General features: G+C 43.4%; 16 protein-coding genes and 3 pseudogenes. 8 read left to right on the top strand and 11 right to left on the bottom strand.

Translation table 11 applies throughout. The features are described from left to right. Nucleotides 1-1,640: 1,640 nt before the first annotated feature. The gene (gene ylqF, locus AC6I7V_RS19385; protein WP_498011934.1) at nt 1,641-2,585 is read left to right on the top strand and encodes a ribosome biogenesis GTPase YlqF; all 945 of its coding nucleotides are present in this window, start codon (nt 1,641-1,643) and stop codon (nt 2,583-2,585) included. Nucleotides 2,586-2,781: 196 nt separating this feature from the next. On the opposite strand, the gene AC6I7V_RS19380 is transcribed toward ylqF, so the two are convergent. From AC6I7V_RS19380 to AC6I7V_RS19370, 3 genes and pseudogenes are all read right to left on the bottom strand, one after another. After that, nucleotides 2,782-3,210 carry a group II intron maturase-specific domain-containing protein gene (locus AC6I7V_RS19380; RefSeq protein ID WP_498012380.1) on the bottom strand — a complete coding sequence of 143 codons (429 nt, stop codon included), beginning with the start codon at nt 3,208-3,210 and terminating at the stop codon, nt 2,782-2,784. A 111-nt stretch (nt 3,211-3,321) separates the two neighbouring features. Further along, a pseudogene (locus AC6I7V_RS19375) lies at nt 3,322-4,073 on the bottom strand (reverse transcriptase domain-containing protein); the annotation flags it as partial. Nucleotides 4,074-4,690: 617 nt separating this feature from the next. After that, complete coding sequence (locus tag AC6I7V_RS19370; RefSeq protein WP_255231907.1) at nt 4,691-5,230, bottom strand: GNAT family N-acetyltransferase; 540 nt, start codon at nt 5,228-5,230, stop codon at nt 4,691-4,693. A gap of 182 nt (nt 5,231-5,412) precedes the next feature. Between AC6I7V_RS19370 and AC6I7V_RS19365 the strand changes: the two genes are divergently transcribed. Further along, nucleotides 5,413-6,555 (top strand): acyl-CoA desaturase, encoded by a 1,143-nt coding sequence (locus AC6I7V_RS19365; RefSeq protein ID WP_498011933.1) that lies wholly within the window; start codon nt 5,413-5,415, stop codon nt 6,553-6,555. Between the two features lie 176 nt (nt 6,556-6,731). On the opposite strand, the gene AC6I7V_RS19360 is transcribed toward AC6I7V_RS19365, so the two are convergent. From AC6I7V_RS19360 to AC6I7V_RS19335, 6 genes and pseudogenes are all read right to left on the bottom strand, one after another. After that, nucleotides 6,732-8,441 (bottom strand): methyl-accepting chemotaxis protein, encoded by a 1,710-nt coding sequence (locus AC6I7V_RS19360; protein ID WP_498012379.1) that lies wholly within the window; start codon nt 8,439-8,441, stop codon nt 6,732-6,734. 385 nt (nt 8,442-8,826) lie between these two features. Further along, nucleotides 8,827-11,904, bottom strand: coding sequence for an efflux RND transporter permease subunit (locus AC6I7V_RS19355; RefSeq protein ID WP_498011932.1), 3,078 nt, complete (start codon nt 11,902-11,904; stop codon nt 8,827-8,829). Further along, entirely contained in the window at nt 11,891-13,153 is a 1,263-nt protein-coding gene (locus AC6I7V_RS19350; RefSeq protein WP_498011931.1) for an efflux RND transporter periplasmic adaptor subunit, read from the bottom strand. Before AC6I7V_RS19350 ends, AC6I7V_RS19355 begins: the two co-directional genes overlap by 14 nt. 231 nt (nt 13,154-13,384) lie before the next feature. After that, nucleotides 13,385-13,537: pseudogene (locus tag AC6I7V_RS19345) on the bottom strand (aromatic hydrocarbon degradation protein); the annotation flags it as partial. Then, nucleotides 13,538-13,696, bottom strand: a pseudogene (locus tag AC6I7V_RS19340) (outer membrane protein transport protein); the annotation flags it as partial. Continuing rightward, complete coding sequence (locus AC6I7V_RS19335) at nt 13,689-15,884, bottom strand: alpha/beta fold hydrolase (protein ID WP_498011930.1); 2,196 nt, start codon at nt 15,882-15,884, stop codon at nt 13,689-13,691. The pseudogene AC6I7V_RS19340 and the gene AC6I7V_RS19335, both read right to left, overlap by 8 nt. 456 nt (nt 15,885-16,340) lie before the next feature. Between AC6I7V_RS19335 and AC6I7V_RS19330 the strand changes: the two genes are divergently transcribed. The 3 genes from AC6I7V_RS19330 (at nt 16,341) to dcuC (ending at nt 19,255) form a co-directional block, all read left to right on the top strand. Then, nucleotides 16,341-17,006, top strand: a complete 666-nt coding sequence (locus tag AC6I7V_RS19330; protein WP_498011929.1) for a winged helix-turn-helix domain-containing protein — start codon at nt 16,341-16,343, stop codon at nt 17,004-17,006. Next, nucleotides 16,999-17,511: a hypothetical protein gene (locus AC6I7V_RS19325; protein ID WP_255231913.1), complete on the top strand. Its 513-nt coding sequence runs from the start codon at nt 16,999-17,001 to the stop codon at nt 17,509-17,511. The genes AC6I7V_RS19330 and AC6I7V_RS19325 overlap by 8 nt, the downstream gene beginning before the upstream one ends. A gap of 376 nt (nt 17,512-17,887) precedes the next feature. After that, nucleotides 17,888-19,255: an anaerobic C4-dicarboxylate transporter DcuC gene (gene dcuC / locus AC6I7V_RS19320; protein ID WP_255231914.1), complete on the top strand. Its 1,368-nt coding sequence runs from the start codon at nt 17,888-17,890 to the stop codon at nt 19,253-19,255. 130 nt (nt 19,256-19,385) lie between these two features. On the opposite strand, the gene AC6I7V_RS19315 is transcribed toward dcuC, so the two are convergent. Next, the gene (locus tag AC6I7V_RS19315; protein WP_255231915.1) at nt 19,386-20,018 is read right to left on the bottom strand and encodes a response regulator; all 633 of its coding nucleotides are present in this window, start codon (nt 20,016-20,018) and stop codon (nt 19,386-19,388) included. Beyond that, nucleotides 20,005-21,735 carry a nitrate/nitrite two-component system sensor histidine kinase NarQ gene (gene narQ, locus AC6I7V_RS19310; protein WP_255231916.1) on the bottom strand — a complete coding sequence of 577 codons (1,731 nt, stop codon included), beginning with the start codon at nt 21,733-21,735 and terminating at the stop codon, nt 20,005-20,007. Before narQ ends, AC6I7V_RS19315 begins: the two co-directional genes overlap by 14 nt. A 251-nt stretch (nt 21,736-21,986) precedes the next feature. Between narQ and napF the strand changes: the two genes are divergently transcribed. Genes napF through napA form a run of 3 tightly spaced genes read left to right on the top strand, consistent with a single transcriptional unit; the run spans nt 21,987 to nt 25,280 of the window. Then, nucleotides 21,987-22,466 (top strand): ferredoxin-type protein NapF, encoded by a 480-nt coding sequence (gene napF / locus AC6I7V_RS19305; RefSeq protein WP_255231917.1) that lies wholly within the window; start codon nt 21,987-21,989, stop codon nt 22,464-22,466. Between the two features lie 22 nt (nt 22,467-22,488). Continuing rightward, nucleotides 22,489-22,794 carry a chaperone NapD gene (locus AC6I7V_RS19300; protein WP_032552659.1) on the top strand — a complete coding sequence of 102 codons (306 nt, stop codon included), beginning with the start codon at nt 22,489-22,491 and terminating at the stop codon, nt 22,792-22,794. Further along, complete coding sequence (gene napA, locus AC6I7V_RS19295) at nt 22,791-25,280, top strand: periplasmic nitrate reductase subunit alpha (protein WP_498011928.1); 2,490 nt, start codon at nt 22,791-22,793, stop codon at nt 25,278-25,280. Before AC6I7V_RS19300 ends, napA begins: the two co-directional genes overlap by 4 nt. The last annotated feature ends 25 nt before the right edge of the window (nt 25,281-25,305 follow it).

Genomic DNA, 25,305 nt, shown 5'->3' with positions numbered 1-25,305 from the left:
TGACATCGGCATTAGAAATGGAGCTACCGCATAACCATAGGAAAAATGCATAAATTATACATAAAATACGGTCATTAGGTGATACTGATCACATTGATTTTAGACTTTCGCGCTTGTGCTTCCTAATCATTTTAAGAGTGTTAATTAGTCATAACGTAAACCAGTAGACCCCTGTTAATCAAAACAAGCAATTTATAATTTTAACTCAAGTTAAATGTCAATTCTGTACTGAACAGACCGAGTTCATAAACATGGAAAGTTTCTTTCAGACTTTCCTTGTTTCAGATGTATTCATTTTAGAAAAAACTTCCAATTCAATTAGAACGACGTGCCTATTTAAACCAGGTGTCAAGGAAACAAATATAGATGCGCCGACAAATAGCGTGAAGCACGAAGATAAAGTTAGTTTAGAATGTTATATATGACGTAGTGTTGAGTAATACACAAAAGCCTTACTAACACAAGTAGTCTTAATGACTTGATAAGATAACATCGCTCTAATCTATCAAACTGATGAACAATGATTGTTTTTTGAGAAAAATGAGACTATCGAAGGCTTTATTAACACTCGCTCTAGACGCATTATTGAACGCATACTTAATAAGTATAATACGGATACTGCGAGCACCTCTCACTTTACGGAAACCTTCCGATATAATTTTCTTTTGTACAGGTGCATTTATTGTCTAAACGAAAGGTTTACGTATATTATTATAAAAGACATATGAAATCAATTGTGCACAACAATACAAAGTTATTTACACGGCCAAAAATGACTTGTGTAAAGAGCATCAAACTTTAAAATCTAGAAGAAATGCATAACCAAAATTAGACGGCGATTATCGGGAAATAATACGATGTTAAAATAAACAATTTCTAATCATACGATTATTTATAATATTTCGAAAAATTCCCAAAAAAAATAACACAATTAAGATCTGCATTTAAGATATAGTTATAAGCTTTTCATTGTGGCAATAGACGGCTTAACTTCTCTGACAGATATAAAAATACAAGTATTATAATACTTAACGGAAATAAAATAATAGCTATTTTTATTGTGCTAATATTATCCGATACGGAAATAACTAATAAATTTAAAAACGTCAATATAACAACGAATAGTTCTATCGCTCTGCTCATATATCTGTTTTTGTTTCTAAATATAGCATACTTTCTAATCATTAAATATAAACCTTATAACTTGGACTTTCCATTGCTACCATATAAGACTGATGTTATTACAAAAAAAACAGATTTAAAAATTAATTATTGTAAATTATGTATAATTTATCAAGTTAAATATGATAACCCATGAACACGCTATCACGTACAATATTGATGATCACAATATGGCCCACTTGCCTTTATACGAAACAAAGCTCACAGTAACTTTTATTTTGCCTTCACGGTATCGATAGCTTTTTAGGTCCACATCAATTATGATAGCGGAATAAAGCAGATGTGGGGCATTTAGTAACATAAACGTCATCGAACAATTTTCGTACATGCTATAAGGTCTTATAAATTGACATCGCCTTAACGACTCTTGTTATTTGATTCGATGTTTCATTCGAGTTCAAGTTATCTTAGCAATACTCCACCGACCTAGTTGAAAAAATAAAAGGAAAAATTTTCATATGGTTGCAAGCAAAATCCAATGGTTTCCGGGCCACATGCACAAAGCCCGCAAAGAAATCGAAGAAGTTATCCCTAAAGTTGACGTTATCATTGAAGTACTAGATGCGCGTATTCCATTTAGTTCAGAAAACCCAATGATTGCAGAGATCAAAGCAGGTAAACCGGTAGTTAAAGTTCTAAACAAACGCGACCTTGCTGATCCAGAACTAACCCAAATGTGGATTGAGCACTTTGAAAAAGAGCAAGGTGTAAAAGCGATCGCGATTACTACCAGCGTTAAAGAAGAAGTAAATCACATCATGGAGCTAGTACGTAAATTAGCCCCTCACCGTGAAGAGATTGGTAAAAACATTCGCACCATGATCATGGGTATTCCAAACGTTGGTAAATCAACCATCATTAACTGTCTGGCAGGTCGTACGATCGCCGTTACAGGTAACCAGCCTGCTGTGACTCGTCGCCAGCAACGCATCAACCTACAAAACGGTGTGGTGCTTTCGGATACTCCGGGAATCTTGTGGCCCAAAGTAGAAAACCCTCACAGTGGTTTCCGCCTAGCAGCAACTGGGGCAGTAAAAGATACTGCAATGGAATACGATGAAGTCGCATTCTACACGGTAGAGTACTTGGCGAAGCAATACCCTCACCTACTGAAAGAGCGTTACCAAATCGAAGAGCTGCCAGAGTCAGACATCGAATTGATGGAAGAGATCGGTCGCAAGCGTGGTGCACTGCGTGCAGGTGGTCATATCGATTTGCATAAGTGTTCAGAAATTCTTCTTCATGAACTGCGTAACGGCACACTTGGTCAAGTAACTCTAGAGCTGCCAGAAATGATCACGCAAGAGCTGATCGAAGTTGAACAAGAAGCACTGCGTAAAGCAGAAGAGAAAGCGAAGAAAAAAGAAGAACGTCGCAAGCGTTACCTGAAGAACAAGCGTTAATTCCAATCGCAATTCCTAACTCGTCAAAATAAACGATAATGGCGTTAGAGTTTTTGGATTATAGAGTCGCTAGCTACCGAATTGCGCCGAAAAGCCGACTTTACTCTTCAGTCATCTTACGACGTTGCGCTTAATCGATGACTTGCTGTGACTTGTACACAATCGAGTAGGAGGAGGCCTCACGGCCTCCGTCCTCTCACACCACCGTACAAGCGTAGGTCGCATACGGCGGTTCCGAATATATTTTCAGTGACTCATACCCGTCTCGTAACGAGTATAATTCCATCTCATTGAACCATTTAACTGGCATGGCGTGATTCACCTGAGGCGTTAACGTCAGATGCCACCAACCTTTATCTGACATCGCTAGCTTCCACGCATTGCGCTCTGTTACACCTTGTCGCTGTAACCATGTCGCTATGCTGTATCTGCGTTTGCGCTGCTTCAGTCGGTAGCATCTTAATCGACGCCGTATCCATTCGTCTAAACGCTGCATCGCGCTCTTACGCAGGGCGAGCTTGAAGTAGTGCTGCCAACCTCGTAGGTATTGGGTTAACTCGGTGATTATTACCGATAACTCTCGACCTCGATTTCGCTTCGTTATTCTCCGCACTCGCTTCTTCATTTGAGCTTGTGCCGATTTTGATATCAGGATGGTTCCGTCTCTCTTGAAGCTATGGCTTAAATAAGCTCGCTCCGTCACTCTTGTTGCTGCACTTTTCTCACGATTTACCGTGAGCTTTAGCTTCTGCTCCAAGAACCCCGTTATCGACTCTTTGACTCGATGGGCGGCTTCCTCACTACGAACGTAGATTTGGCAGTCATCTGCATATCGACAGAACTTATGCCCTCTACGCTCTAACTCTTTATCCAGTTCATCTAATACGATATTGAGAGTAACGGAGATAATGGACCACCCTGTGGTGTTCCTCGTTGTCTTCGTTCAACTAACCCATCTCGCATTAAGCCTGCCTGTAGATATGCCCTGATTAGCTTTAATACTCGTTTATCACTAATGTCCTTAGATAACCTGTGCATCAGCCTATCATGGTTCACTGTGTCGAAGTATTTCGCTAGATCGATATCCACTACATAACCTCGACCCTCTCTGATGTAACGGCTTGCGGTCACTAATGCATAATGCGCACTGCGGTTTGGCCTGAACCCATAACTGCTGGCGGAGAACTTAGGCTCATAGATATCAGTCAGCACCGATGTAATTGCCTGTTGAACAACCCTATCAAGCACCGTGGGGATGCCTAGTTGCCTTACACCACCATTAGGTTTAGGGATTTCTGCACCAAGGACTGGTTGAGGTTGATAGCTTCCGTCCAGAAGACTCTGCCGGAGCTCTTGCCCATTTGAAGCTTGTCGAAGTTTACAGATAGTCGCTTCGATATCGAGTCTATCGACACCTGCACAACCCTTATTCTTCTTCACGCGTCGAAGAGCATGGTTCAAATTCACTGGAGAGCAGATTTGCTCCATCAGCGGAGTTGGGGTCACCAAGACTCGTCCTCCTTTCTACGCCGATCATGCTTGTCATTCTTCGTGACCATGAGCTCTACTTGCGGCATTGCCCATTGGGACGTAGAGATGTTTTCCATCTTGCTATGACTCCACATCATTGAGTAAATAGTGACTGCTTCTTGATATATTCAGTTCAGGCCTTCCTTTGAGTTGTACTTCCTCAAAGTACTATGCCTTCTGCTGACTTCTCATTGCCCATCACACAACATCACTGCTGTATTAGTCTCAACTGAGACAAGCAATAAGATCTCCCGAGGTAAGACGTTGCTCTTTCCCTTGGTCGTGCCTGATTTACCTATACACACTTCCCGTCGAGGCATTGGGCTATTCTATCTATTGCTAGGTTACCCAAGTTGTACAGGCCTACTATCAGATTTCTGTTCGTCACAACCAAGTTTTGCCATTTGCTTCCTTCAGATTTCACCTCACGGCGAACACCCTTGCATAGGCTAACGGTTCTCGCTCGACTGAGCCCGTAGAGGACTTTCACCTCCTAGATCAACGCCATGCTCGGCGCACAACAAAAAGCCCCGAGCGAATACTCGGGGCTTTCGTTTATCATCTTGTTCGCTTTATCAAGCAGGTGTTTGCAGTTGCTGGGCCAAAGTCGAAGGCGATGACCAAGAGTAGACTTTCTCTTTGACTTTGCTGCCACAAGGCGCGTCCCAGATCTGCTCAAGCTCTTCTTTACCACCAATAGACTCATAAAAACCAATAGCCTGCTTGTTCTTCGACATCACCTCTAAGTAGAGACCACTATCAGCATAATATTGCTCAAGTCGCTCTGAGAGCTCTGACAATAAACGCTTACCAATCCCACGACCACGATAGGCGTTATCGACATGCAAAGCGTCAATAAAAGTACCACGGTCGAAGTTGTGATTACCAAACGCACATACAAACCCAACAAGCAAACCACCCTCTTCAAGCAGCAGTACATGTTGGTTAAAAGGTGGATTGATGAGGCGAGTCTGCCAAATTACCGATCTGTCTTCTAGAACGTCGTGATCTAGATATTGATCAGCAAGAATCCCACGATAGTAGATTTTCCAGCTGTCTGCGTGTAACTGTGCGATACGCTCGTAATCTTTATATTCAGCTACTCTAATTTCCATTTATTAGCCCTTAGCACTTCCATTTATTTATTACTTCTACATTTAATACTACTTAAACACAAAATTAAAGCAAAACATACTATTAAAGCCTGACTACTAACAGGTACTTACACTTTGATTATTGACTTACACGTGTACGCTGATATTCTAGCGAACAACTGTACGCTCAATGGAATATGCTGATGACAACTGGCAATACAACGCAAAATAGCAAGCCACCTCTTATCTGGTTAAATGTTTTTATCTTCTCTTTTAGTATGCTTTTGGCTTTGATTGCCGCCCCTCTTTATGGCTACTACAACGGCTATGGAGCGGAGCATTGGGTTTGGTTAGCAATCTGTTTTAGCTTTTGTAATCTATCAATAACAACGGGTTACCATCGTTTGTGGTCACACAAAGCGTTTGAAGCACATTCTAGCTTACGATTTCTTTTTGCTTTAGGTGGTGCATTTGCACTTCAAAACAGCGCCCTTCACTGGTCTTCAGATCACCGCGTACATCACAAGCATGTCGACAACAACGACAAAGACCCATACTCTGCGAAACGCGGCTTTTGGTACTCGCATATCGGTTGGATGATTCGTAACTACAACACTTCAATTTACAAGGACTACGAAAATTGTCGCGACCTTAAAAAAGACAAAATTGTGATGTGGCAGCATAAACACTACATCTTATTAGCACTTGTTATGAATTTTGGCGTACCTATTGCGCTTGGCGTGATCTATGGCGACGTGATTGGCATGTTGCTAATGGTTGGTGCAGTTCGCCTAGTACTTAACCATCACACAACTTTCTTTATTAACTCACTTGCGCACATCTGGGGTAGCCAACCTTTCACAGACAAGAATACAGCACGTGATAATGGCATTCTTGCGGTTTTGACTTTTGGCGAGGGTTACCACAACTTCCACCATATTTTTGAGAACGATTACCGCAATGGCATTTACTGGTGGCAATACGATCCAACTAAGTGGCTGATCAAAAGCGCGTCGCTATGTGGCCTAACGTCGAAATTAAAGAAAACGCCACAAGCACGAATAGAGAAAGCAGAAGCTGCGATGCTGTTAAAGCGTACTCAACAGAAAATCATGCATCGAGCAGACAACATTCAAATTGCTGAAAAGCTGCAAGCAGAGTTCGACTCTCTTGTGGCAAACATGAATGAATACTATGCGGTGAAAAAGCAGTTGCTTGAGAGCAAACGCGACGACGTAGTTAAGAAATATGAGCACTCATTACTTAAAGTTCGTTACCAGCAAATCAAGCTCAACTTCGAACAACAGAAGCGTAATTGGGTCCAAACCGTAGAGCAGTACGCTTAACCCTCTCAGCTACTGCTCCTCGTTTAGAGCGAGCAATGGTTGCTGCGATTGGTATAAACGTTACCCAAATTAAAATGCAGAAGGCGCACTTGATCGTGCGCCTTCGTTTTTTCTTCAGCATTAAAACGGTTTAGCAAACAAGAACTTTAGCTCTTAAATGCTTTGACTGTCTTAGTTTATGATGTTTTAAACTGCGCCACTGCACTGTCCATCTCATTCGCCTGTGCTGCTACTTTATCCACCTCAACCAAGCAATGTTGAGCTGAAGCCGTATTCTGATTCGAGATAGCACTTAGCTCAGTAATAGAATCACTCACCTGCGCCATAACCGCACCCTGCTCTTCAATTGCAGAAGCAATGCGTTCTGAGTTGCCTTGAATATCTTCCATATCACTTAGAATCAGCTGTAGACTTGAATCCAATGATTCAGAGTCACTTAATGTACGTTGACCTTGAGAGTTACACTCTCCAATCTCCGCCATAGAAGCTTCCATTTGGCTTTGAATTGCCGACACCACGTTAGTTATCTCTGTGGTTGATTGGTGCGTACGACTTGCTAGCGCGCGAACCTCATCTGCTACAACCGCAAAGCCGCGACCTTGTTCACCTGCTCGTGCCGCCTCAATCGCTGCGTTCAGTGCTAGCAGGTTCGTCTGCTCAGCGATACCTTGGATGATGTTTACCGCATCACCAATTTGGTCGACATGGTGGTTCAATGAGCTTATTGAGTCTTGGCTGCTCGATAGGCGTTCAGACAATTGCGTAATGTTGTTGATTGTCTCAACGACAACCTCACGACCTTTATCCGCATTAAGACGCGCTTTTTGAACTCCTTCTGCGGCAATCGCGGTACTTTCAGAGATTTCACCAATGGTTGATACCATCTCTTGAACCGATACTGTCATTTCACCCGTGTGGTTTGCTTGAACGTCAAACTGCTTAATCACTGATTCCAGTTCATTATGCATATTTGATGTGCTTGAAGTGAGCTGCTGAGACTTCTTCTGAGATGCCGAGATAAGCTTCTCTAGCTGATCCAACAACTGATTAAAATATTCACCCAGTGAACCTAGCTCATCGTGCCCTTTCAACTCTGAGCGAATCGAAACGTCGTTCGAATCCACAATACGGCGAATAACAGACAACAGAGACTCAATGCGACCAACAATAGAACGAACGATCACCCAACTCAACAAAACAATAATGACGAGCAACGTACCGCTTAATACTTTGTTTATAAGATTCAACCTGTCTAGCTGTTCAGCAGTGGTATCTTTGAGCAATGATGAAAACTCTTTAAACTGCGTTTCTACCTTATGAGAAGCAGAGCGCGCCTCGCCTAGTAAACCTTCATTGTGCTTTAGGCCAATTTTAACTCTCTGATCTACGACCTGCTGAGCTGAGTTTAAGAAGCTTGCCTGAGCATTAGAGAGTAAGCTTAAATCAAGGTTACCCTGTTCAACCAACTCATTGAATTGGTACATAGCAAGCCTCTCTTCGTCTGAAGCTCTTTCAAAGCTTACCGCCAAGTCTTTATGGAACTGGCCCAATAAGCCTTCATCATCTGATAGACCCAAAACTTGGTACGCGCCGACAAGCACCGTAAAGCTCTTATGGTAGTCGGAGATGTCCTGTCTTAGCTGAGCTGTATTCGCGAGACTTAAATCTTCAAGAACACTCGCCAACTCGGATTCTAGATCCTGAAACTGACGGTAGTTGTTTTCAAACTTGTCTAAGTACTTAATATCGCTTCGGAGAAGGAAATCTTTCTCGTTTCGACGCAAGTTAAGCAAACGAACTTCTAAATCTTTAGTGATCAATGTTGCTTCATGAAGCTGCTCACCGGTTTTTGTAAAATGGGAGGTGGTAAATAGTAGAGATACCATCCCTAAAATTGAGAATAGACCCAATGAAAATAGTTTATTTTTAATATTCATATAAAACATCTGATGTAAATAACGACCCCTAGTGATAACTCTATCAACAAGGTTGGACCATAAACGAGACCTGTAACACAGTCTTATATGTTAACAGACAGTGAATTTTCAAAAATTAAATAAATGAGAGAGTGATCGAGAATCAGTGACTACAGGCCTATTGCTACAGTTTTATGACAGAGTGTCATAATTATGAAATGTGGAGGGAGTTATTAACAAAAATCTCAAAAGTGAAACAAGATCGTACTTAAAGCGTGAAATTTGGCATAAAAAAGCGCTGATGAAATTGTGTTCTACTCAATCTCACCAGCGCATCATTTAAAAGACTTCTAAGTTAAGCTGCTTTCGTTCTTAACTTAGCAAGAATGTCGGCATTCTTTAGGTTTGCCATTCCAACGTAAGCCACTGGAACGAGGAACAAAGAGAAGAAAGTACCCACGGTTAAACCACCAAACAATACCAATCCGATATTGATACGGCCTAATGAACCCGGTCCTTCCGCCAATGCCAATGGTAATGAACCAAGGATCATCGTCAGCGACGTCATCAGAATCGGTCTCAGTCGAGAACGTGCGCTTACCATTGCCGCTTGTTTCGCCGTCGCACCTTTCTTACGCTGCTCATTCGCAAATTCCACCAGCAAGATACCGTGTTTGGTCACCAGACCGACCAAAGTCAACAAGCCAATCTTAGAGTAGATGTTTAAGCTCTGACCAAATACCGATAAGGTCAATACCGCACCGACAATACACAGTGGAACCGTTAACAAGATGATCATCGGATCAACAAAGCTCTCGAACTGCGCCGCTAAGATTAGGAAGATGAACACGAGCGCTAACACGAATAGCATCTGCGCCCCAGCACTTGAATCCACAAGATCTTTTACAATGCCGTTGAATTCATAACTCTGAGCATCTTCGAGCAACTCTGGTACGACTCGGTCGACGTAAGCCTTTACATCACTCGCAGTAAATCCTGGCATCAAGTCAGCGGTAATTTCCGCGCTGTCTTGACCCATAAAGGTTTTAAAGCTCGATTCAGATGTCACTTGTTTGATCGATACAAACTGAGACAGTGGCAGTCGCTGACCAGATTCTGAATCGACATAAAGCTTATCCAACACCTTGAAGTCACCTAAAGCGTTTAGGTTAACCTGCACTTGGATTGGATAGGTATAACCATCGTCAGCTTGCAGGTCAGCCGCTTTCACGGAGCCTAAGAAAGTCGAGAGTGCATTGGTTACATTGCCATAATCCACACCAGACAGGACAATCGCATTGCGATCAATGGAAAGATCATAACGCAGCTGATCTCGTAACATTGAGTTGCGTACATTGGTCACGCCTTCGTAGTTTTCTAATGCTTCAACCACTTTATGTGCCGTTTCAGATAACGCATCGGTATCTCGATTCACCGTCGTCAATTCGAGCACCATATTGGTCGCGATATTTAGGCTATCCGCAGTGCGCACTTTAAAAGACATACCATAAGCAGAAACATTGCTCTTAGCATCGGCAATAAACTCGTTGAGTAGTTCGTCTGCCGACTTGTCTCGCTCACCCCATGGTTTTAACAGTACGTGGTTAGTTGGTGTGCCCTCAATGTAAGACAGGTTCGCTTCAACCGAATCATTGTCTTTAAAGACCGAATTAAGTTGCTCGTTGTTGTCTAGATGGTACTGACGACCCACACCGGTTGGTGGTGTTGATGTTACTTCAACAAAGCCAGTATCTTCAGTCGGCAGTAATACCTGAGGCATTTTCCATACAGCAACCGCAGACAAGGCCACCATCACCAACGCAATTCCGGTCATCAACACTTTACGTTCAAACCATTTGTTCAACTCTGCGCTGTAACGGTCTGACAATTTATTCAGTTTAGAATCGACAACTGAGTACCATTTAGCAGGTGTAGATACCGGCTTCATTAGATAGGCACTCATCATTGGCGACAGTGTCAACGCCACAAAACCTGAGATGATCACGGCCGCAGCTAAGGTGAAAGCGAACTGTTTGAACAAGTCGGCCGTCAGGCCCGCCATCAAACCGATAGGTAGATAAACCACAGCTAACGTCAGCGTCATAGCAATTACCGGGAATACAATCTCACGGCTCCCTTTCAACGCAGCATTCAGTGGTGTCTCGCCCTCTTCGATATGACGATAACAGTTTTCCGCAACCACAATCGCATCATCCACAACTAAGCCAATCGCGAGAATGATCGCCAATATGGTGAGAACATTGATACTAAAACCCAATCCCCACATCACGGCAAATACACCGATTACACACACCGGAATCGTGATAATAGGAATCGAAGCGACTCGGAAAGAACCCAAGAAGATGATCACTACCGCTGATACTAGAACAACGGCCTCGACTAACGTCATGAAGCCTTGATCGATTGCTGCTTTGATGAAATCTGCTTGGTTGTAGACCATCTTCATCTCGATGCCTTCTGGCAACTGAGACTGGATGTCTTCAATTTGTAGTTTCACTCTGTCTGCTACCGTAACTGGGTTCTCACTCTTAAGTGGCAGCACTTGGATAGACATCGCTAACTTGTCATCGACACGAAGAATACTTGGCGCCAAGCTCTCTTCACCCATTTTTACGTCTGCGATATCTCCCACACGGATGATCTTTCCATTATCGACTCGGATAACAAGGTCTCGGACATCTTCAACGCTGGTGACTTGGTTCACAGGGTTAATAGAGAAATCGCGAACCTGACCTTTAATCGTACCCGCTGTAAAGGTTGCATTGTACAAGCTCAATGTCCCCACTACATCAGACGCACTGATATTCAGCGCCATCATACGATCCGGTTGTAACCAAACACGCACTGCCTTTGAGCTACCGCCATATGGGCCCCATACGCCACCCACACCTTGGATGTGCTTGAATTGAGGCACAACTTGCTGGCTGATGTAATCAAACATCTCCTGCTTAGACATATTGCCCGTGTTAACAAAGGTAATCACATTGCTCGGCGTGCCAGTGTCGGAAGAGTCATCCGTCACCGTTGGTTGATCGGTCATGCTCGGTGGAAAATCGCCGATCGCTTCAACACTACTGCGTAGATTGTTCATCAAGCCGGTGTATTCGACCTCATCAACATCGTCTTCAAACATTATTTTCAGACTACAGGAGCCCTCTTGGCAGTCTGTCGTCATAGTTTTCACGCTATCGAGCCCTGTTGCCGCAGCAATAAGCTTGTCAGCGACATTACGTGACATGAACTCTGCGCTGGCACCATTAATCGCGGCAGTCACCGTGGCCGATGGCGTTTTATGTTCGGGGAAGTATTGAATAGATAACTTTTGAAAAGAGAGTAAACCAATCAACACCATGGCGATGCTAAGCACAGATGCAAACACTGGATGCTTAATACAAATCTCAGGAAGCTTCATTGTTCACTCCTACTGTTGTCGCTTCCGTGCTGCTTTGTGATGAGTTTTCATTATTTGAATCTAAAGTGACTGATTCTGTCGTTGCTTGTTGATGGGTTTCTGAGGAGTTGCCTTCCGAACCCTTTTTTGCCGATGATGTGTTTTCGGGCTCATGAAGTAAATAAGCTGTCGGCCCGCCGTGTACATTTACAGAGGTTGTTGGTTCCGATTCCGTTAGCGCAGTGTTGATGACTTTAACCAGAGAACTCTGTTTAAGATTCTGTTGACCAGTAACAACGATCTTTTCACCTAGCAGCAGTCCGTCTTCAATCACAACGTGGCCGTCGTTGGTGTTAACTCCCAACTCAACCACTCTTTGTTCAATCGTCTCACCATTCACGACCCAAACAAAACGGGTGTTGTCTTTCGCTAGAACGGCGTTTTGAGATATCACTAACTCCGGCTCCTCATCGCTCGTCACTTGGCTCAGTTTAGCGAACATACCTGGAACAAGGCGGTGTTCTGGATTCTTAATGTGAGCGTGAATCTCGACACGACCAGAGCTCTCATCAACGGCTGGTGCAATATAGTCCACAACCCCTTTAAACGTTTCGCCAGCAAAAGAATCGACTTCAATCGATACATCTTGACCTAGCTTCGCTGAACCTAGGTCGGACTGTCCGATTGAGTATTGAACTTCAACAGGATCAAGCTTGATCAAACTCACCAACACGTTAGAACTATCAATTCGACTTCCTACAGAGTGGCTAAAGTTAGTAAGCTGACCATCAAACGGAGCAATCAACACATAATTGTTCATTAACGCCTTTTTTTGACGGAAATCTGCGGCGGCTAAATTCGCCTGCTCCTTTAGCTCTTCAACATCTTGTTGAGACATTGAATCGGGCTGCTTTTTAAGGAGTTCTTGAACACGTTTGAGCTTTGATTTCGCCAACGCCAATGAACTCTTCGCTTTGTCCAGATCGGCTTTCGCTGTGGTGTCATCAAGCTGTGCGATGACATCCCCCTTTTTTACAAAATCGCCGTCTTTAAAGTGAATTTTGAGAAGCTTTTCTGATGCACTGAATGTCAATGCGGCGGAGTCAGTGGCACGGATCTTACCTACTTCGTTAATTGATGAGGTAAAAACTTGGGTCGTCGCCTGTTCCACGGTAACGGGTACTTGATCTGTATTCTCAGCGAATGCAGAAGGCGCAGCGAGTGTAAGAAGTGTATAAGCAATTGTTTTACTAATTAGGGTCAATTTCATTACAGTAACCATAGAGCGTGCTCAATAATGAGTGCGCTAAAGTGTTATACCAATCCCAGTAAGCAAATGAGCAGTGACTTACTACGATTGGTATCAGCTATCTTTAACTGAACTAGCTTCCTGCTATTAAATTCAATGCTAATAACAGCCAGTTGTGGAGAGAAAAGGCTCAACGTCACTATTGAGCCCTGTTGTACTTAAAATGTGAGACGCTAGCTTTTTCGAATTACACTAAAAACGATATTGATACTGCATACCTACTAATAGTGCGTCGGCACTGACATCAGCAGTAATGTTGCTCTGAGTTCCCGGTATCGTTGTTAAACTCTCATCGACATCATCGCTCTCACCCATCACAATTCCGACACCAAGATCGATACTGCTGTTTTTAGATACAACCGCCGCGCTATCCGCTATCACCGCATCTCCAGAAAAAGCTCGACCTAGGCCTGTAGCGGACTGTGCATTCAATTGGAAACCCGCGGCCTGTGTAAAACAAGGCAGTAACGCAACGGTAGAGGTAATCAGAACTCGATTATTCATGGTCTGCTACCTCCGTTTCGATGTGTTCTACATTGTCAATTTCAATCGCATGACCGTCTGTCACAACCATTGATGCTACGGCTACTTGTTGGGTGTTAGTTGCATCCCAAACATATGAAAGCTCTCCATTGCCGGGTAGCCCCGGCAAACCTGATTCATCCATAGTGCCCTCATACGGGAAGAGATAAGTCCCGTGTCCACCTGTGGTTGCGCGAATGACACCTCGCGTCTGTTCAAGAGATTGCAAAGGTACTGGCGTGGAACCAACAATCTGTGTCAACCCAAGCGCCTTAATAAGAGGATCTGTACCGGTGCGAATATTGTCGGGAGCAAAGTTCGGAACCACACTGTCTGGCACATAATCTTCGCCTACATCGCAAGTTTCACCACAACTACCTACAGCAGCTAGCAGCAGAGTTGGTTGTTGGTTCGCTACCTGTCTTGACGTGAAGCTTGCAGGCTCTGCCCCATCAATCGTCATCTGCACACCTTGTTTGAGATCAGTTACGATCAAATCAAAGATGTCGTCTTCTAGCTGACTCACCGTAATCGCGTTCTCTTCTGATGCAACGACAAACTCTCTTAACGCTTCAATACAAACTTGGTTGCTTGCTTCGTGAGTACACACATCAGGAATGACAGTTTCAGCAATACTTCGCTGTATATCCGGTGACTTTTTCACAGCTTCAGACATTTCAGGGCCTAAAGTCTGAGAAGAGAGTACTAGGTTGGTTAACCCTTGCCCCGGAACAACAAAATTCACGGTATTAAAAGAAAAGTCTGAGTTGTCGTGAAAGTCTGCGCTAACCTGGCTGAACTCGCTCACCATCACCGACATGATCCCACCAAGCGAATGTCCAACTAGGTGGATTTGGTCTTTGTTGACCCATGGAGCGTCGTTCAACGCATATCGCAAGCCTAAGAAATCCGAAACTGATTGCTGCAAGTTGGAGCGCAACGCCAATGGTGAGTCGATATTGATGAAGAAAGATTTATTTGCACGCGCACTGATTTCAATGTCATCTTGGTTATCAGAATCGATGTCATTAGCGTAGCGCACGCGCTCACCATGATATGGCATGTCGATAGCAATTACGGCGTAGCCTTTTTCCGTATAATCGCTCGCCATTAATGAAGCAGCAGACTTGTCCGCGGTGACACCGTGAATGAAAACGACTGTTGGTAATTGACTAACGCCATCCCAACCTGCTGGAGTATAAATATCAGTCGTGATCCTCTGAGTCTCTACAACTTCTGGTAGCGGATCCGATATGGTAGGAAAACCACCCGATGCCGTTTTCATCCATTCGTACAGCGGTGGGCAAGACTCAATAGGGTCGAACTCACTAAGCCTACATTCAACTTCTCTAGACTCCGTAAAAGGCAAGTAGAATGGGACCTCCAAAGTATTTTTATAGAGATCGTATTTTTCATCATTATCTTGGACTACTGTTAACTTTGGCGAAATAAACCTCGTATTTTCATACATATGATTATTTCGCATTGCATCCAGCGTTGAATACGCGCTCTGAGTTTTAAATTGAGCCGCATACACAGGATTGCCTTCCCCTTGATATAAAGAGATGGCTTTTAATACTTGCTCTTGAAGTTCTTGATTTTGGTTTACATTTTGCGGTACCAAGCCATAAAGAATATCTTTAAAACTGTCGTCAGCTTGAAGCGGTTCACCAAATTCTGTTTTAACAGCATCAGTCACGACAACATAATATAGTTCGTTAGGCTTTAGGCTCGCCTCACACTCTATTTTAATGTTGCTTCCATCTGATGATATTTTTGTACTAATTTTCTCACTAGAATCATCCATTAACATCACGTTTCCTTCTAGGCTATTCGCATCTAATGGGAATCGCTTGTCGGAATTAATGCTCTGTAAAGGAATTAAAATAGGTTCGGCACATAAGCCCCAACCATCGATAGCAGAATATGAATTGTTGTAGTCTTGGTAATATTCTTCGCCATTCAAAGCTAAAAGAGCTTTTCTCTCCCCGCTACCTGTAATCGTGCCGTCGTTATCATAGCCATAACCATCGTTTGGTTTCGGCAACTCTTGAACATTGTATGGGACAAAAACAGACACAGGTTCTTGTGTCGTGCTCTCGTCAGATTGACAGCCAATTAGCGCCAGTGCGATTAACCCGCATAGATGTGATTTTTTAAATTTAGACAAAGCATCTCCTCATTTAAGCATCTTCGTGCTCGATATCGATACGTCGGTTCATGGTTGAATTTGGAGCCGAGTCCAGCTCTCCAATTTGTTGTCAGCGATGAATGGATAAATCGAGTCGATAACTAAAGATGGTTGTGTCAATTCACGACCACCCGATAACAACCTCAACATAATCACTATTCAACTTGCGACGCCGATGAAACTACGTAAGAGCCTTGAACACTCAATCCGACCCACTAAATCAGCTTCACATCCAAATGATCCAATACACCTTGCTTTTAGACACCTTAAACAACCTCAAACAAGTTCAAAAATGTTTATCAGAGAACATCAATTACACAAAAAGCCAAAATATATCGGTGACTTAGAGGTTTTTGAACGCCAAACATGCTCTGTTTATATATGTACTGCCTTTTGTTATATTTCAGTAAAGGCGTTTATTAAATGAGATAAAGTATGTCCTCTGAATTCACTATCAATGATGAGATACAAGTTGATTTAAAAGAGTATGAAATTCACCACCTCAAAACAGGGCGAACCTTTACCTTAGGTTCCAATGAGGTTGAGCTGCTCAAGTTTTTCTTTAAAAATCCCAACCAAGTGATCACCCGCCAAGCTCTTATTGAGCAAGTCTGGGAATCGAAAGGCATCTATGTAGAAGACGGCAGTTTGATGCAAACCATCTCTCTGTGCCGAAAAGCACTTGAAGACAAACCTGGACTTTTAATTGTGACTGAGCGCGGCAAAGGTTATCGATTTTCCGGCAGAGTTGTTGAAGGAAAAGTTGAAGTCAAACTGGATAAAACTCCAGAAGTCGTTCAAGTAGAAGAGCAGGAAGAACAACCGAAAGTGACACCAATAAAATTAATTCCAATCACGTTGGTTTTAATCATGAGTACTGTCCTATCCTATTTAGGCTTCACCTACTTTGAAAAAGTCTCGGTATCTAAAATCGTGACTACATCGCACTACCTGACCTGTAGAATTACCAGTGACCATATAAAATTTAAAGAGCTGTATAATGTCACCATGTATGAGTATGAGGATAGAAATATCATTATTGACCATACGGGTAAGTCGCTTAGCTTTCCGAACGAATTTACAGGAGTAGAGTGTGAGTAAAAATAACACGCTAATTGTATTCGTAGCATTATTTGGTATCTTGCTAGGTTGGCTGGCGACAATATTTACTAGCTTTAAGCTGGAAGGCCATTATTTGGCTAACCCAGTCAATGTTATTATGCCGCCCAATGATATCATCTATAATGCCTCTTCAATTAATATTGAATTTAAACAGAATAACAGTTATGACCTTCTTTACGTCACCAATAGAGAAGTGGGATTTACATCATCAGGCACTTACAGCATTACCAGTAAGCATATTTCTTTGGACGAAGAACAGCATCAACGAATTGTTCCAGAGCGAGAGCTTGATTTTTATGAAAAGGTGATGATAAGCGAAGGCTCTGTCTTGTCGTCAGACTTCATGCCGTACATTCCAATCAGTAAGGATGAGATTTTATTGATAACACCAAACTCTATGCTGCACCTGTGTAAATCAGTCGCATGTAGAGACCTTCCACACTATAAAAATGAAGTACCTAAACTGGCAGAAACGGAAGATTAATATCGCAAATTGTGAGTGAAAATAACTAAAATTCATAGGGGCTGTCGCCCCTTTTTTGTTCATTTTTACCAACTCAGCCTATAGTTTCCTTAAACACCTCAACCGCGTTTTCCTACGTTACAATTCCAACCTGTGCTCAACATCTCCAACACAAGGTGATCCGTTCGATATTCTAACTCGCCGCTAATTTCTTTTATTAACATCTAAACAACACAATTTAGTCACTATTAACGACCAAAATTAACATCAAAGAAATTGTTTGTTTTAGATCATACGAACTTCAACTTGACCTCGTGCCACAGAACAGTTTTCTGTACATTCAATGACATATTCTGAAACAGTTTCTTATATTTTTTTAAACTTGATGGAGATTTCTATGTTAGAACTCTTAATTGGATTTGTGGTGACTATTGCCGTTGGCTATTTTATTGTTAAAGGCTACAAAGCAGCTGGGGTACTCCTGACCGCTGGTATCGCATTACTTCTTATCACAGGTGTGATTGGCCATACGGTTCTACCTGCGAAAGTGACATCTACGGGTAACATGGTTACTGATGCACTTGAATTTGTAAAATACATGCTGCAGTACCGTGGTGGCGGCCTAGGTATGCAGATCATGCTACTATGTGGTTTCGCTTCGTACATGACGCACATTGGCGCAAACAATGTCGTTGTTAAACAGTTCTCAAAGCCACTGTCTGTTATCAAATCACCTTACGTGCTTCTAGTGGCGGCATATATCGTGGCATGTCTAATGTCCCTTGCTGTTAGCTCAGCAACAGGTCTAGGCGTTCTATTGATGGCAACCCTATTCCCAATGATGACAGCTATGGGTATCTCACGCCCTGCTGCTGTCGCGGTATGTGCTTCACCAGCTGCAATCATTCTTTCTCCAACATCAGGTGACGTTGTTATTGCTGCGGAAAAGTCAGGATTATCACTGGATGTATTTGCAGTTCAAACTGTGCTTCCTGTTTCTATCTGCGCAATCATCGTAATGGCTGCAGCCGCTTTCTTCTGGAACAAATACCTAGACCAGAAAGAAAACACGCCGATGGAAAAGATCGATGTATCAGAGATTGAAGCAAATGCACCCGCTTTCTACGCTGCTCTACCTTTCTTGCCGATTGCCGGTGTTTTCTTATTCAATGGCCGCACCATTCCTGGCTTGCAACTTGATATCTACACTATCGTTGTTGGCTCTATTTTTGTAGGCGCGCTTGTCGATTACGTCGTCAAGAAGTTCGATGGTGAAAAAACACTGGAAGACCTAGACTCTTGTTACCAAGGTATGGCTGAGGCGTTTAAAGGCGTAGTGATGCTGCTGGTTGCAGCTGGTGTGTTCGCACAAGGTCTGATGTCTATTGGCGCAATCGACAACTTAATTGGCTTAGCGGAAGCCGCTGGTGCCGGTGGTATCGCTCTAATGCTTATCCTAACAGGTCTAACGGTAGCAGCAGCAATCGCAACAGGCTCGGGTAATGCACCTTTCTACGCGTTCGTTGAACTTGCACCTTCATTGGCTGCGAAAATGGGACTAAACCCTGCATTCCTTATCATTCCAATGCTTCAGGCGTCTAACCTAGGCCGTACAATTTCTCCAGTGTCTGGTGTAGTTGTCGCTACCTCAGGTATGGGTAAAATCAGTCCATTTGAGGTGGTAAAACGTACCTCTGTACCTGTTATCTGTGGCCTGATTACGGTTATCTTAGGTACTTTGGTATTAGTTCCAATGGCGGCATAACGCTCCTCTTACTCAAGTATCACCGACAGAAACGTTATAACCAAAAGAAACGCCAAACTCATTGAGTTTGGCGTTTTTATTTGTGCTCTTCGAAATAGGAGAAGAAGCGCTTAACCAAATAAAGATGAAGCTACTTCATCTCTCCGTATCTCTCTAAGTAAAGAACGGTTGCGGCAGTTCTAGAAGCTACTTGCAACTTCTTGAGCAAGCTCTTCATATGCACCTTAACGGTCGATTCAGAGATAAACAGCTGGTCGGCAATTTGTTTGTTTCGGTAGCCCTTGGCAACCTCTTGCAGAATCTGCATTTCACGTTCCGTCAGCTGGTCAAAAATATCTTCGCGGCTTGCAGCATCGCTTAAGTAACTGGCTACTACACTGCTGTACGCTTTGTCTCCACTGTGCGCCTTTTTCAAAAGCTCAATCAGCTCATCCGGCTCAGTATCTTTAAGAAGGTAGCCATCAGCGCCTGCTTTAACGATAGCCTCAATGTCTGCGGGGCTGTCAGAGACAGTTAGAATCACGATGTTCGCACTAGAACCGTCAGTACGCAGTGCTTTCAATGTATCCAGCCCAGACATGCCTTTCATATTGAGATCCAACAAGATCAGATCTGGATCTTCCTCATGAGCCATTGCGACTGCATCTGTGCCGTTGCTGGCTTCGCCGACGACTTCAAACTCATCTTCAAAGCTGAGTAACTGACTGATACCACGGCGCATCAACGGGTGGTCGTCGACCAACATTACTTTACAAATCGTCAAGATTAACTTCCTTCAAACTCTTATACTTTAGAATGACTGTACAGCCCTTACCCTTCGCTGTTTCAATCGTTAATTCGCCATTCAGCCTTGCCGCGCGCTCCTGCATTATACTCATGCCATAGTGGTTTAACTTAGCAGTACTATGGTCAAAACCATCTCCGTTATCTTTTATCACGACTAATACTTCGCCGTTTTCATCGTTACAACATACATCGATCAAATCGGCATTGGCGTGTTTTATTGCATTTACAGTTGCTTCACGGATCAATTGAAGCAGGTGAACTTGGCTATGTGCGTCAAGTTCAATCGATGACAGATTGTTGGTTAGATTAATCGTGCCATCAGTTCTTTCACTGAGCTGCTCAAGCATAGTGCTCAAAGCATCTCCGAAATTACCCTCTTTGATTGATAACCTAAAGGTTGTCAACAATTCTCGCAATTGAGTATAAGCATCAGCCAGCCCATTCCCCAACTCTAGAGCAATTTGTTCTGATTGCTCTCTGTGTTTGTGCTCTGGGAGCTTTCCTATCACTCGCTTTAAGAGAGTAACTTGAATTTTTAAATAAGACAGTGACTGAGCTAGCGAGTCATGAAGCTCACGTGCAATCGTCGCACGCTCTTCCATGATGATCAGTTGCTCTGCCTGTTTTTGTGCAATGTTATAGTATACCGCACGTGAAAGTAGGCGAATAAAGTTATCAATTAGCGCTTTTGTTGAGTGCCCATGATGGTAGCAACAATACAGATAACCTAGTGTGATTTCACTGTCATCAAGCTTCATTTCAAATTTTTCGTAGTGCGAATTCTCGTCGTAACCTTCATCAAGAACAAAAGAGCGACCAGAGGTATCTAAGATCTCCAGTCTCAATGACTCAATATCTTTCAAACCCACAAGGTGCTGGAGTATAGCTCGAAAATTCTCTGGCGAGACGCGCGTAACACCTAGCTCCTGAGACGAATGATACAGTGCCTGAAGAGATTGGTTCGCACTCTGTAGCTCTTTGGTTTTTGCATCAACAACATCCTCTAAGTTGCGATAAAGCGCACCCAAATCTCGCGTCATCGAGTTGAAGGTCTTGGTTAAAATCCCAAGCTCATTGTTATTTGTGACTTCCAGGTGGACTTCAAAGTCACTGTTTTTTATTCGATGGCTCGCCGCGACTAAGGCATGCAGTGGTTTAACAACTTGTTTACGAACAAAATGAACAACAAAAAGAGATATGACTAGAATCCCACCCAGTCCGATACCACCAGCCCAGGCCAATTTGATGAGCTTGTTTTCAGAAAATTCTTGAAGCTTAAACACAAAGCCGTCAATTTCAGACACAAAGTTCTCAACAAGAACTAAGTAGTATTGCCTGTCTGAACTATTCAGCACCTGCTTCAATTCGTGCCATCGACCAATGATCAAATAGTAGTCTTCTGTGATATGCGTAGGTACGTTCCAACCGACCAGGCTAGACATCGACTCTGAGTAGAGAGAGTCTTCGAACTCTCGCATATGCTCTTCGTAATTCGTTGATTGGATTTGAATATCATGAGCTAAACGGTAGCTTTGCATTCGCATTGAGCCCGCAACGTTGACCGCCTCTGCGTCATTAAGACTCGAAGCCAAAGTGAAAATTGCAAATCCTGTCGTCGCAACCGATAAAAGCAAGATAAAAAGAAGCGACTTGGCGATGGTACTCGTGAGAGATGAAACAGGTTTAATAAGCAAAAGGAAATCCCAATCGTTCGAAGGAGCTTAACGGCAATTATTGTCACATATCGATATTCATAGCTCCAACCAATATGTGACCTATCACCACGTAATTTATTGATCTAAGACAATATACAACCCCATTTAGCCCTTAGGGGGTATTTATGCAAATATTTCTAAAACTACACTGCATGTGAGGATAAATGACAAGATGTTAACGAACAAACAGTCTACAATTACAACATCTTAGCAACATTTGAGGTGAGCATGTGCTAGATTTATCAAAACGGCGTCTGTTTTCTCGTAAAAAAGTAGATTCGAGCCTTATCCGATTACCTTGGATCAAAGAGTTAAACAATTTTACTGATGACTGTACTCGCTGTGGAAAGTGCATCGATAAATGCGAAACGAGCATCATTGTGTTGGGCGACGGAGGGTTTCCTACTGTCGATTTCTCAATTGATGAGTGTACGTTTTGTTACCAATGTGCCGATGTTTGTCCTGAACCTATTTTTAAAAATAAACAAGAAACACCTTGGCAAGCCAAAGCGTCGATTTCAGACAAATGCTTAGCCCAAAACAATGTTGAGTGCCGCAGTTGCGGTGATATGTGTGAGCCAATGGCCATTCAGTTTCAACTCAGAGCCGGTGGTGTGGCGCTGCCAAAAATCGATATCGATGAGTGTAGTGGATGTGGAGCTTGCGTAGCAGTTTGCCCGACTTCAGCTATCCTTGTGAGTAATGCATAAATAAAAATAACGAGAGCAGTTTATGTCGCTAAACGAAGTACATATTTCAAGTTTAGTCGTGCATGTGAGCCCAGAGCACCTCTCCGAGATCAAAGCAGAAATCGAGAAGTTCGACAATGCCGAGATTTATGGTGATAGCCCTGAAGGCAAGATCATCGTCGTGCTGGAAACAGAAAACCAAGGTTTTGTCACCGACACGATAGAAGCAATTAACAATATACAAAACGTTCTAGGAACCGCTTTGGTTTACCACCAAGTCGAAACAGACCTAGACGAATCAGAATTAGACACTGGAAGCAATAATTCTCAAATCGAGGGTGAAGTATGAAAATGACAAGACGTGCGTTTGTGAAAGCAAACGCGGCTGCATCAGCGGCAGCCGTTGCGGGTGTAACTCTACCAGCAACAGCAGCTAACCTGATCGCCAGCTCAGATGAAACAAAAATCACGTGGGATAAAGCGCCTTGTCGTTTTTGTGGTACGGGTTGTTCAGTACTGGTAGGTACTCAAAATGGTAAAGTGGTTGCAACTCAAGGCGACCCAGAAGCACCAGTAAACAAAGGCCTTAACTGTATCAAAGGCTACTTCCTTTCAAAAATCATGTACGGTAAGGATCGTCTAGATACGCCGCTACTTCGTATGAAAGATGGCAAATTCCACAAAGATGGTGATTTTGCGCCAGTTTCTTGGAACCAAGCTTTCGACGTAATGGCTGAAAAGTGGAAAGAAGCACTAGCGAAGAAAGGTCCAACATCTGTTGGTATGTTCGGTTCTGGTCAATGGACTGTAATGGAAGGTTACGCTGCCGCTAAAATGATGAAAGCAGGTTTCCGTTCTAACAACATCGATCCAAACGCTCGTCACTGTATGGCTTCGGCTGTAGTTGGTTTCATGCGTACTTTCGGTATCGATGAACCAATGGGTTGTTACGATGACTTCGAGCACGCAGACTCTTTTGTTCTGTGGGGGTCGAACATGGCAGAGATGCACCCTATCCTGTGGACTCGTATTACTGACCGTCGCTTAAGTCACCCACATGTAAAAGTAAACGTACTGTCTACTTACTATCACCGTTCATTTGAATTAGCAGACCAAGGTTATATCTTTAAGCCACAATCTGACCTTGCGATTGCAAACTTCATCGCTAACTACATCATCGAAAACGATGCAGTGAACTGGGACTTCGTGAACAAGCACACGAACTTCAAGCAAGCGGACACTGATATCGGTTACGGTCTACGTGATGAAGATCCACTACAGCAAGCTGCAGCGAATCCAAACTCTGGCAAAATGACATCTATCTCTTTCGAGGAGTACAAGAAGTCTGTTGCACCTTACACAGTAGAAAAAGCATCTGAAATTTCTGGTGTTGAACCAGAGAAACTAATCGAACTAGCGAAGCAATACGCGGATCCAAACACGAAAGTCATGTCTCTATGGACTATGGGTATGAACCAACATACTCGTGGTGTATGGATGAACAGCCTTGTGTACAACATCCACCTATTGGTTGGTAAGATCGCAACTCCTGGTAACAGCCCATTCTCACTAACAGGTCAACCATCTGCATGTGGTACTGCTCGTGAAGTAGGTACATTTGCACACCGTCTACCAGCAGACATGGTGGTAATGAATCCTAAACACCGTGAGTACGCAGAGAAAATTTGGGACATCCCTACTGGCGTTATCCCACCAAAACCAGGTTACCACGCAGTTCTTCAAGACCGTATGCTTAACGACGGCAAGCTGAACGCTTACTGGGTAATGTGTAACAACAACATGCAAGCGGGTCCAAACATCAACAACGAACGTCTACCGGGCTACCGTAACCCAGAGAACTTCATTGTGTGTTCTGACCCATACCCAACAGCAACAGCTCAAGCAGCTGACCTTATTCTTCCTACGGCAATGTGGATCGAGAAAGAAGGTGCTTACGGTAACGCAGAGCGTCGTACACAAGCTTGGTACCAACAAGTTCCTGCAGTTGAAGGCGCGAAGTCGGATCTATGGCAAATCATGGAATTCACTAAACGCTTCAAGATGGAAGAGATCTGGACTGAAGAGCAACTGGCTCTAGCTCCACAATGGCGTGGCAAGTCAATGTACGACATGCTTTTCCAAAACGGCAAAGTAAACAAGTACCCTCTATCTGAAGCTCAAGAGCTAAACGATGATGCAAAAGCAGCTGGTTTCTATATCCAGAAAGGTCTTTTCGAAGAGTACGCTGCGTTTGGTCGTGACCACGGACACGATCTAGCACCATACGATGTTTACCACACTGTACGTGGCCTACGTTGGCCTGTTGTTGACGGCAAAGAGACACTTTGGCGTTACAAAGAAGGTTCAGATCCATATGCGAAAGAAGGCTCAGGTTGGGACTTCTACGGTAAGCCAGATGGTAAAGCATTGATCATCTCTGCACCGTACGAGGCGCCACCAGAAGCACCAGATTCAGAGTTCGACATGTGGCTATGTACTGGTCGTGTTCTTGAGCACTGGCACACAGGTACTATGACTCGTCGTGTTCCTGAGCTTTACAAAGCCGTTCCAGATGCGGTGTGTTACATGCACCCTGCTGATGCGAAAGCTCGTGGCGTTCGTCGTGGTGAAGAAGTTCTTATTTCTAACAAGCGCGGTGAAGTACGAGTTCGTGTTGAAACTCGCGGCCGTAACCGTCCACCACAAGGCTTGGTATTCGTACCATTCTTTGATGCGCGCATTCTAATCAACAAGCTGATTCTAGATGCAACTGACCCACTATCGAAGCAAACAGACTTCAAGAAGTGCCCAGTTAAAATCACAAAAGTCGCTTAATTAGTTAAGAATGTCAGGGCTGCAG

The organism is Vibrio sp. KUL70 (assembly GCF_059725515.1).
The sequence above is the reverse complement of the archived record's forward strand: the minus strand, read 5'-3'. Positions and strand labels throughout refer to the sequence as shown.

Coding starts and splice junctions, on each gene's coding strand:
- AC6I7V_RS19350 (WP_498011931.1), bottom strand. CDS start 13,153: ATGAAATTGACCCTAATTAGTAAAACAATTGCTTATACACTTCTTACA.
- AC6I7V_RS19370 (WP_255231907.1), bottom strand. CDS start 5,230: ATGGAAATTAGAGTAGCTGAATATAAAGATTACGAGCGTATCGCACAG.
- AC6I7V_RS19300 (WP_032552659.1), top strand. CDS start 22,489: ATGTCGCTAAACGAAGTACATATTTCAAGTTTAGTCGTGCATGTGAGC.
- dcuC (WP_255231914.1), top strand. CDS start 17,888: ATGTTAGAACTCTTAATTGGATTTGTGGTGACTATTGCCGTTGGCTAT.
- AC6I7V_RS19365 (WP_498011933.1), top strand. CDS start 5,413: ATGACAACTGGCAATACAACGCAAAATAGCAAGCCACCTCTTATCTGG.
- AC6I7V_RS19360 (WP_498012379.1), bottom strand. CDS start 8,441: ATGGTATCTCTACTATTTACCACCTCCCATTTTACAAAAACCGGTGAG.
- AC6I7V_RS19380 (WP_498012380.1), bottom strand. CDS start 3,210: ATGAAGAAGCGAGTGCGGAGAATAACGAAGCGAAATCGAGGTCGAGAG.
- AC6I7V_RS19330 (WP_498011929.1), top strand. CDS start 16,341: ATGTCCTCTGAATTCACTATCAATGATGAGATACAAGTTGATTTAAAA.
- ylqF (WP_498011934.1), top strand. CDS start 1,641: ATGGTTGCAAGCAAAATCCAATGGTTTCCGGGCCACATGCACAAAGCC.
- AC6I7V_RS19355 (WP_498011932.1), bottom strand. CDS start 11,904: ATGAAGCTTCCTGAGATTTGTATTAAGCATCCAGTGTTTGCATCTGTG.
- napA (WP_498011928.1), top strand. CDS start 22,791: ATGAAAATGACAAGACGTGCGTTTGTGAAAGCAAACGCGGCTGCATCA.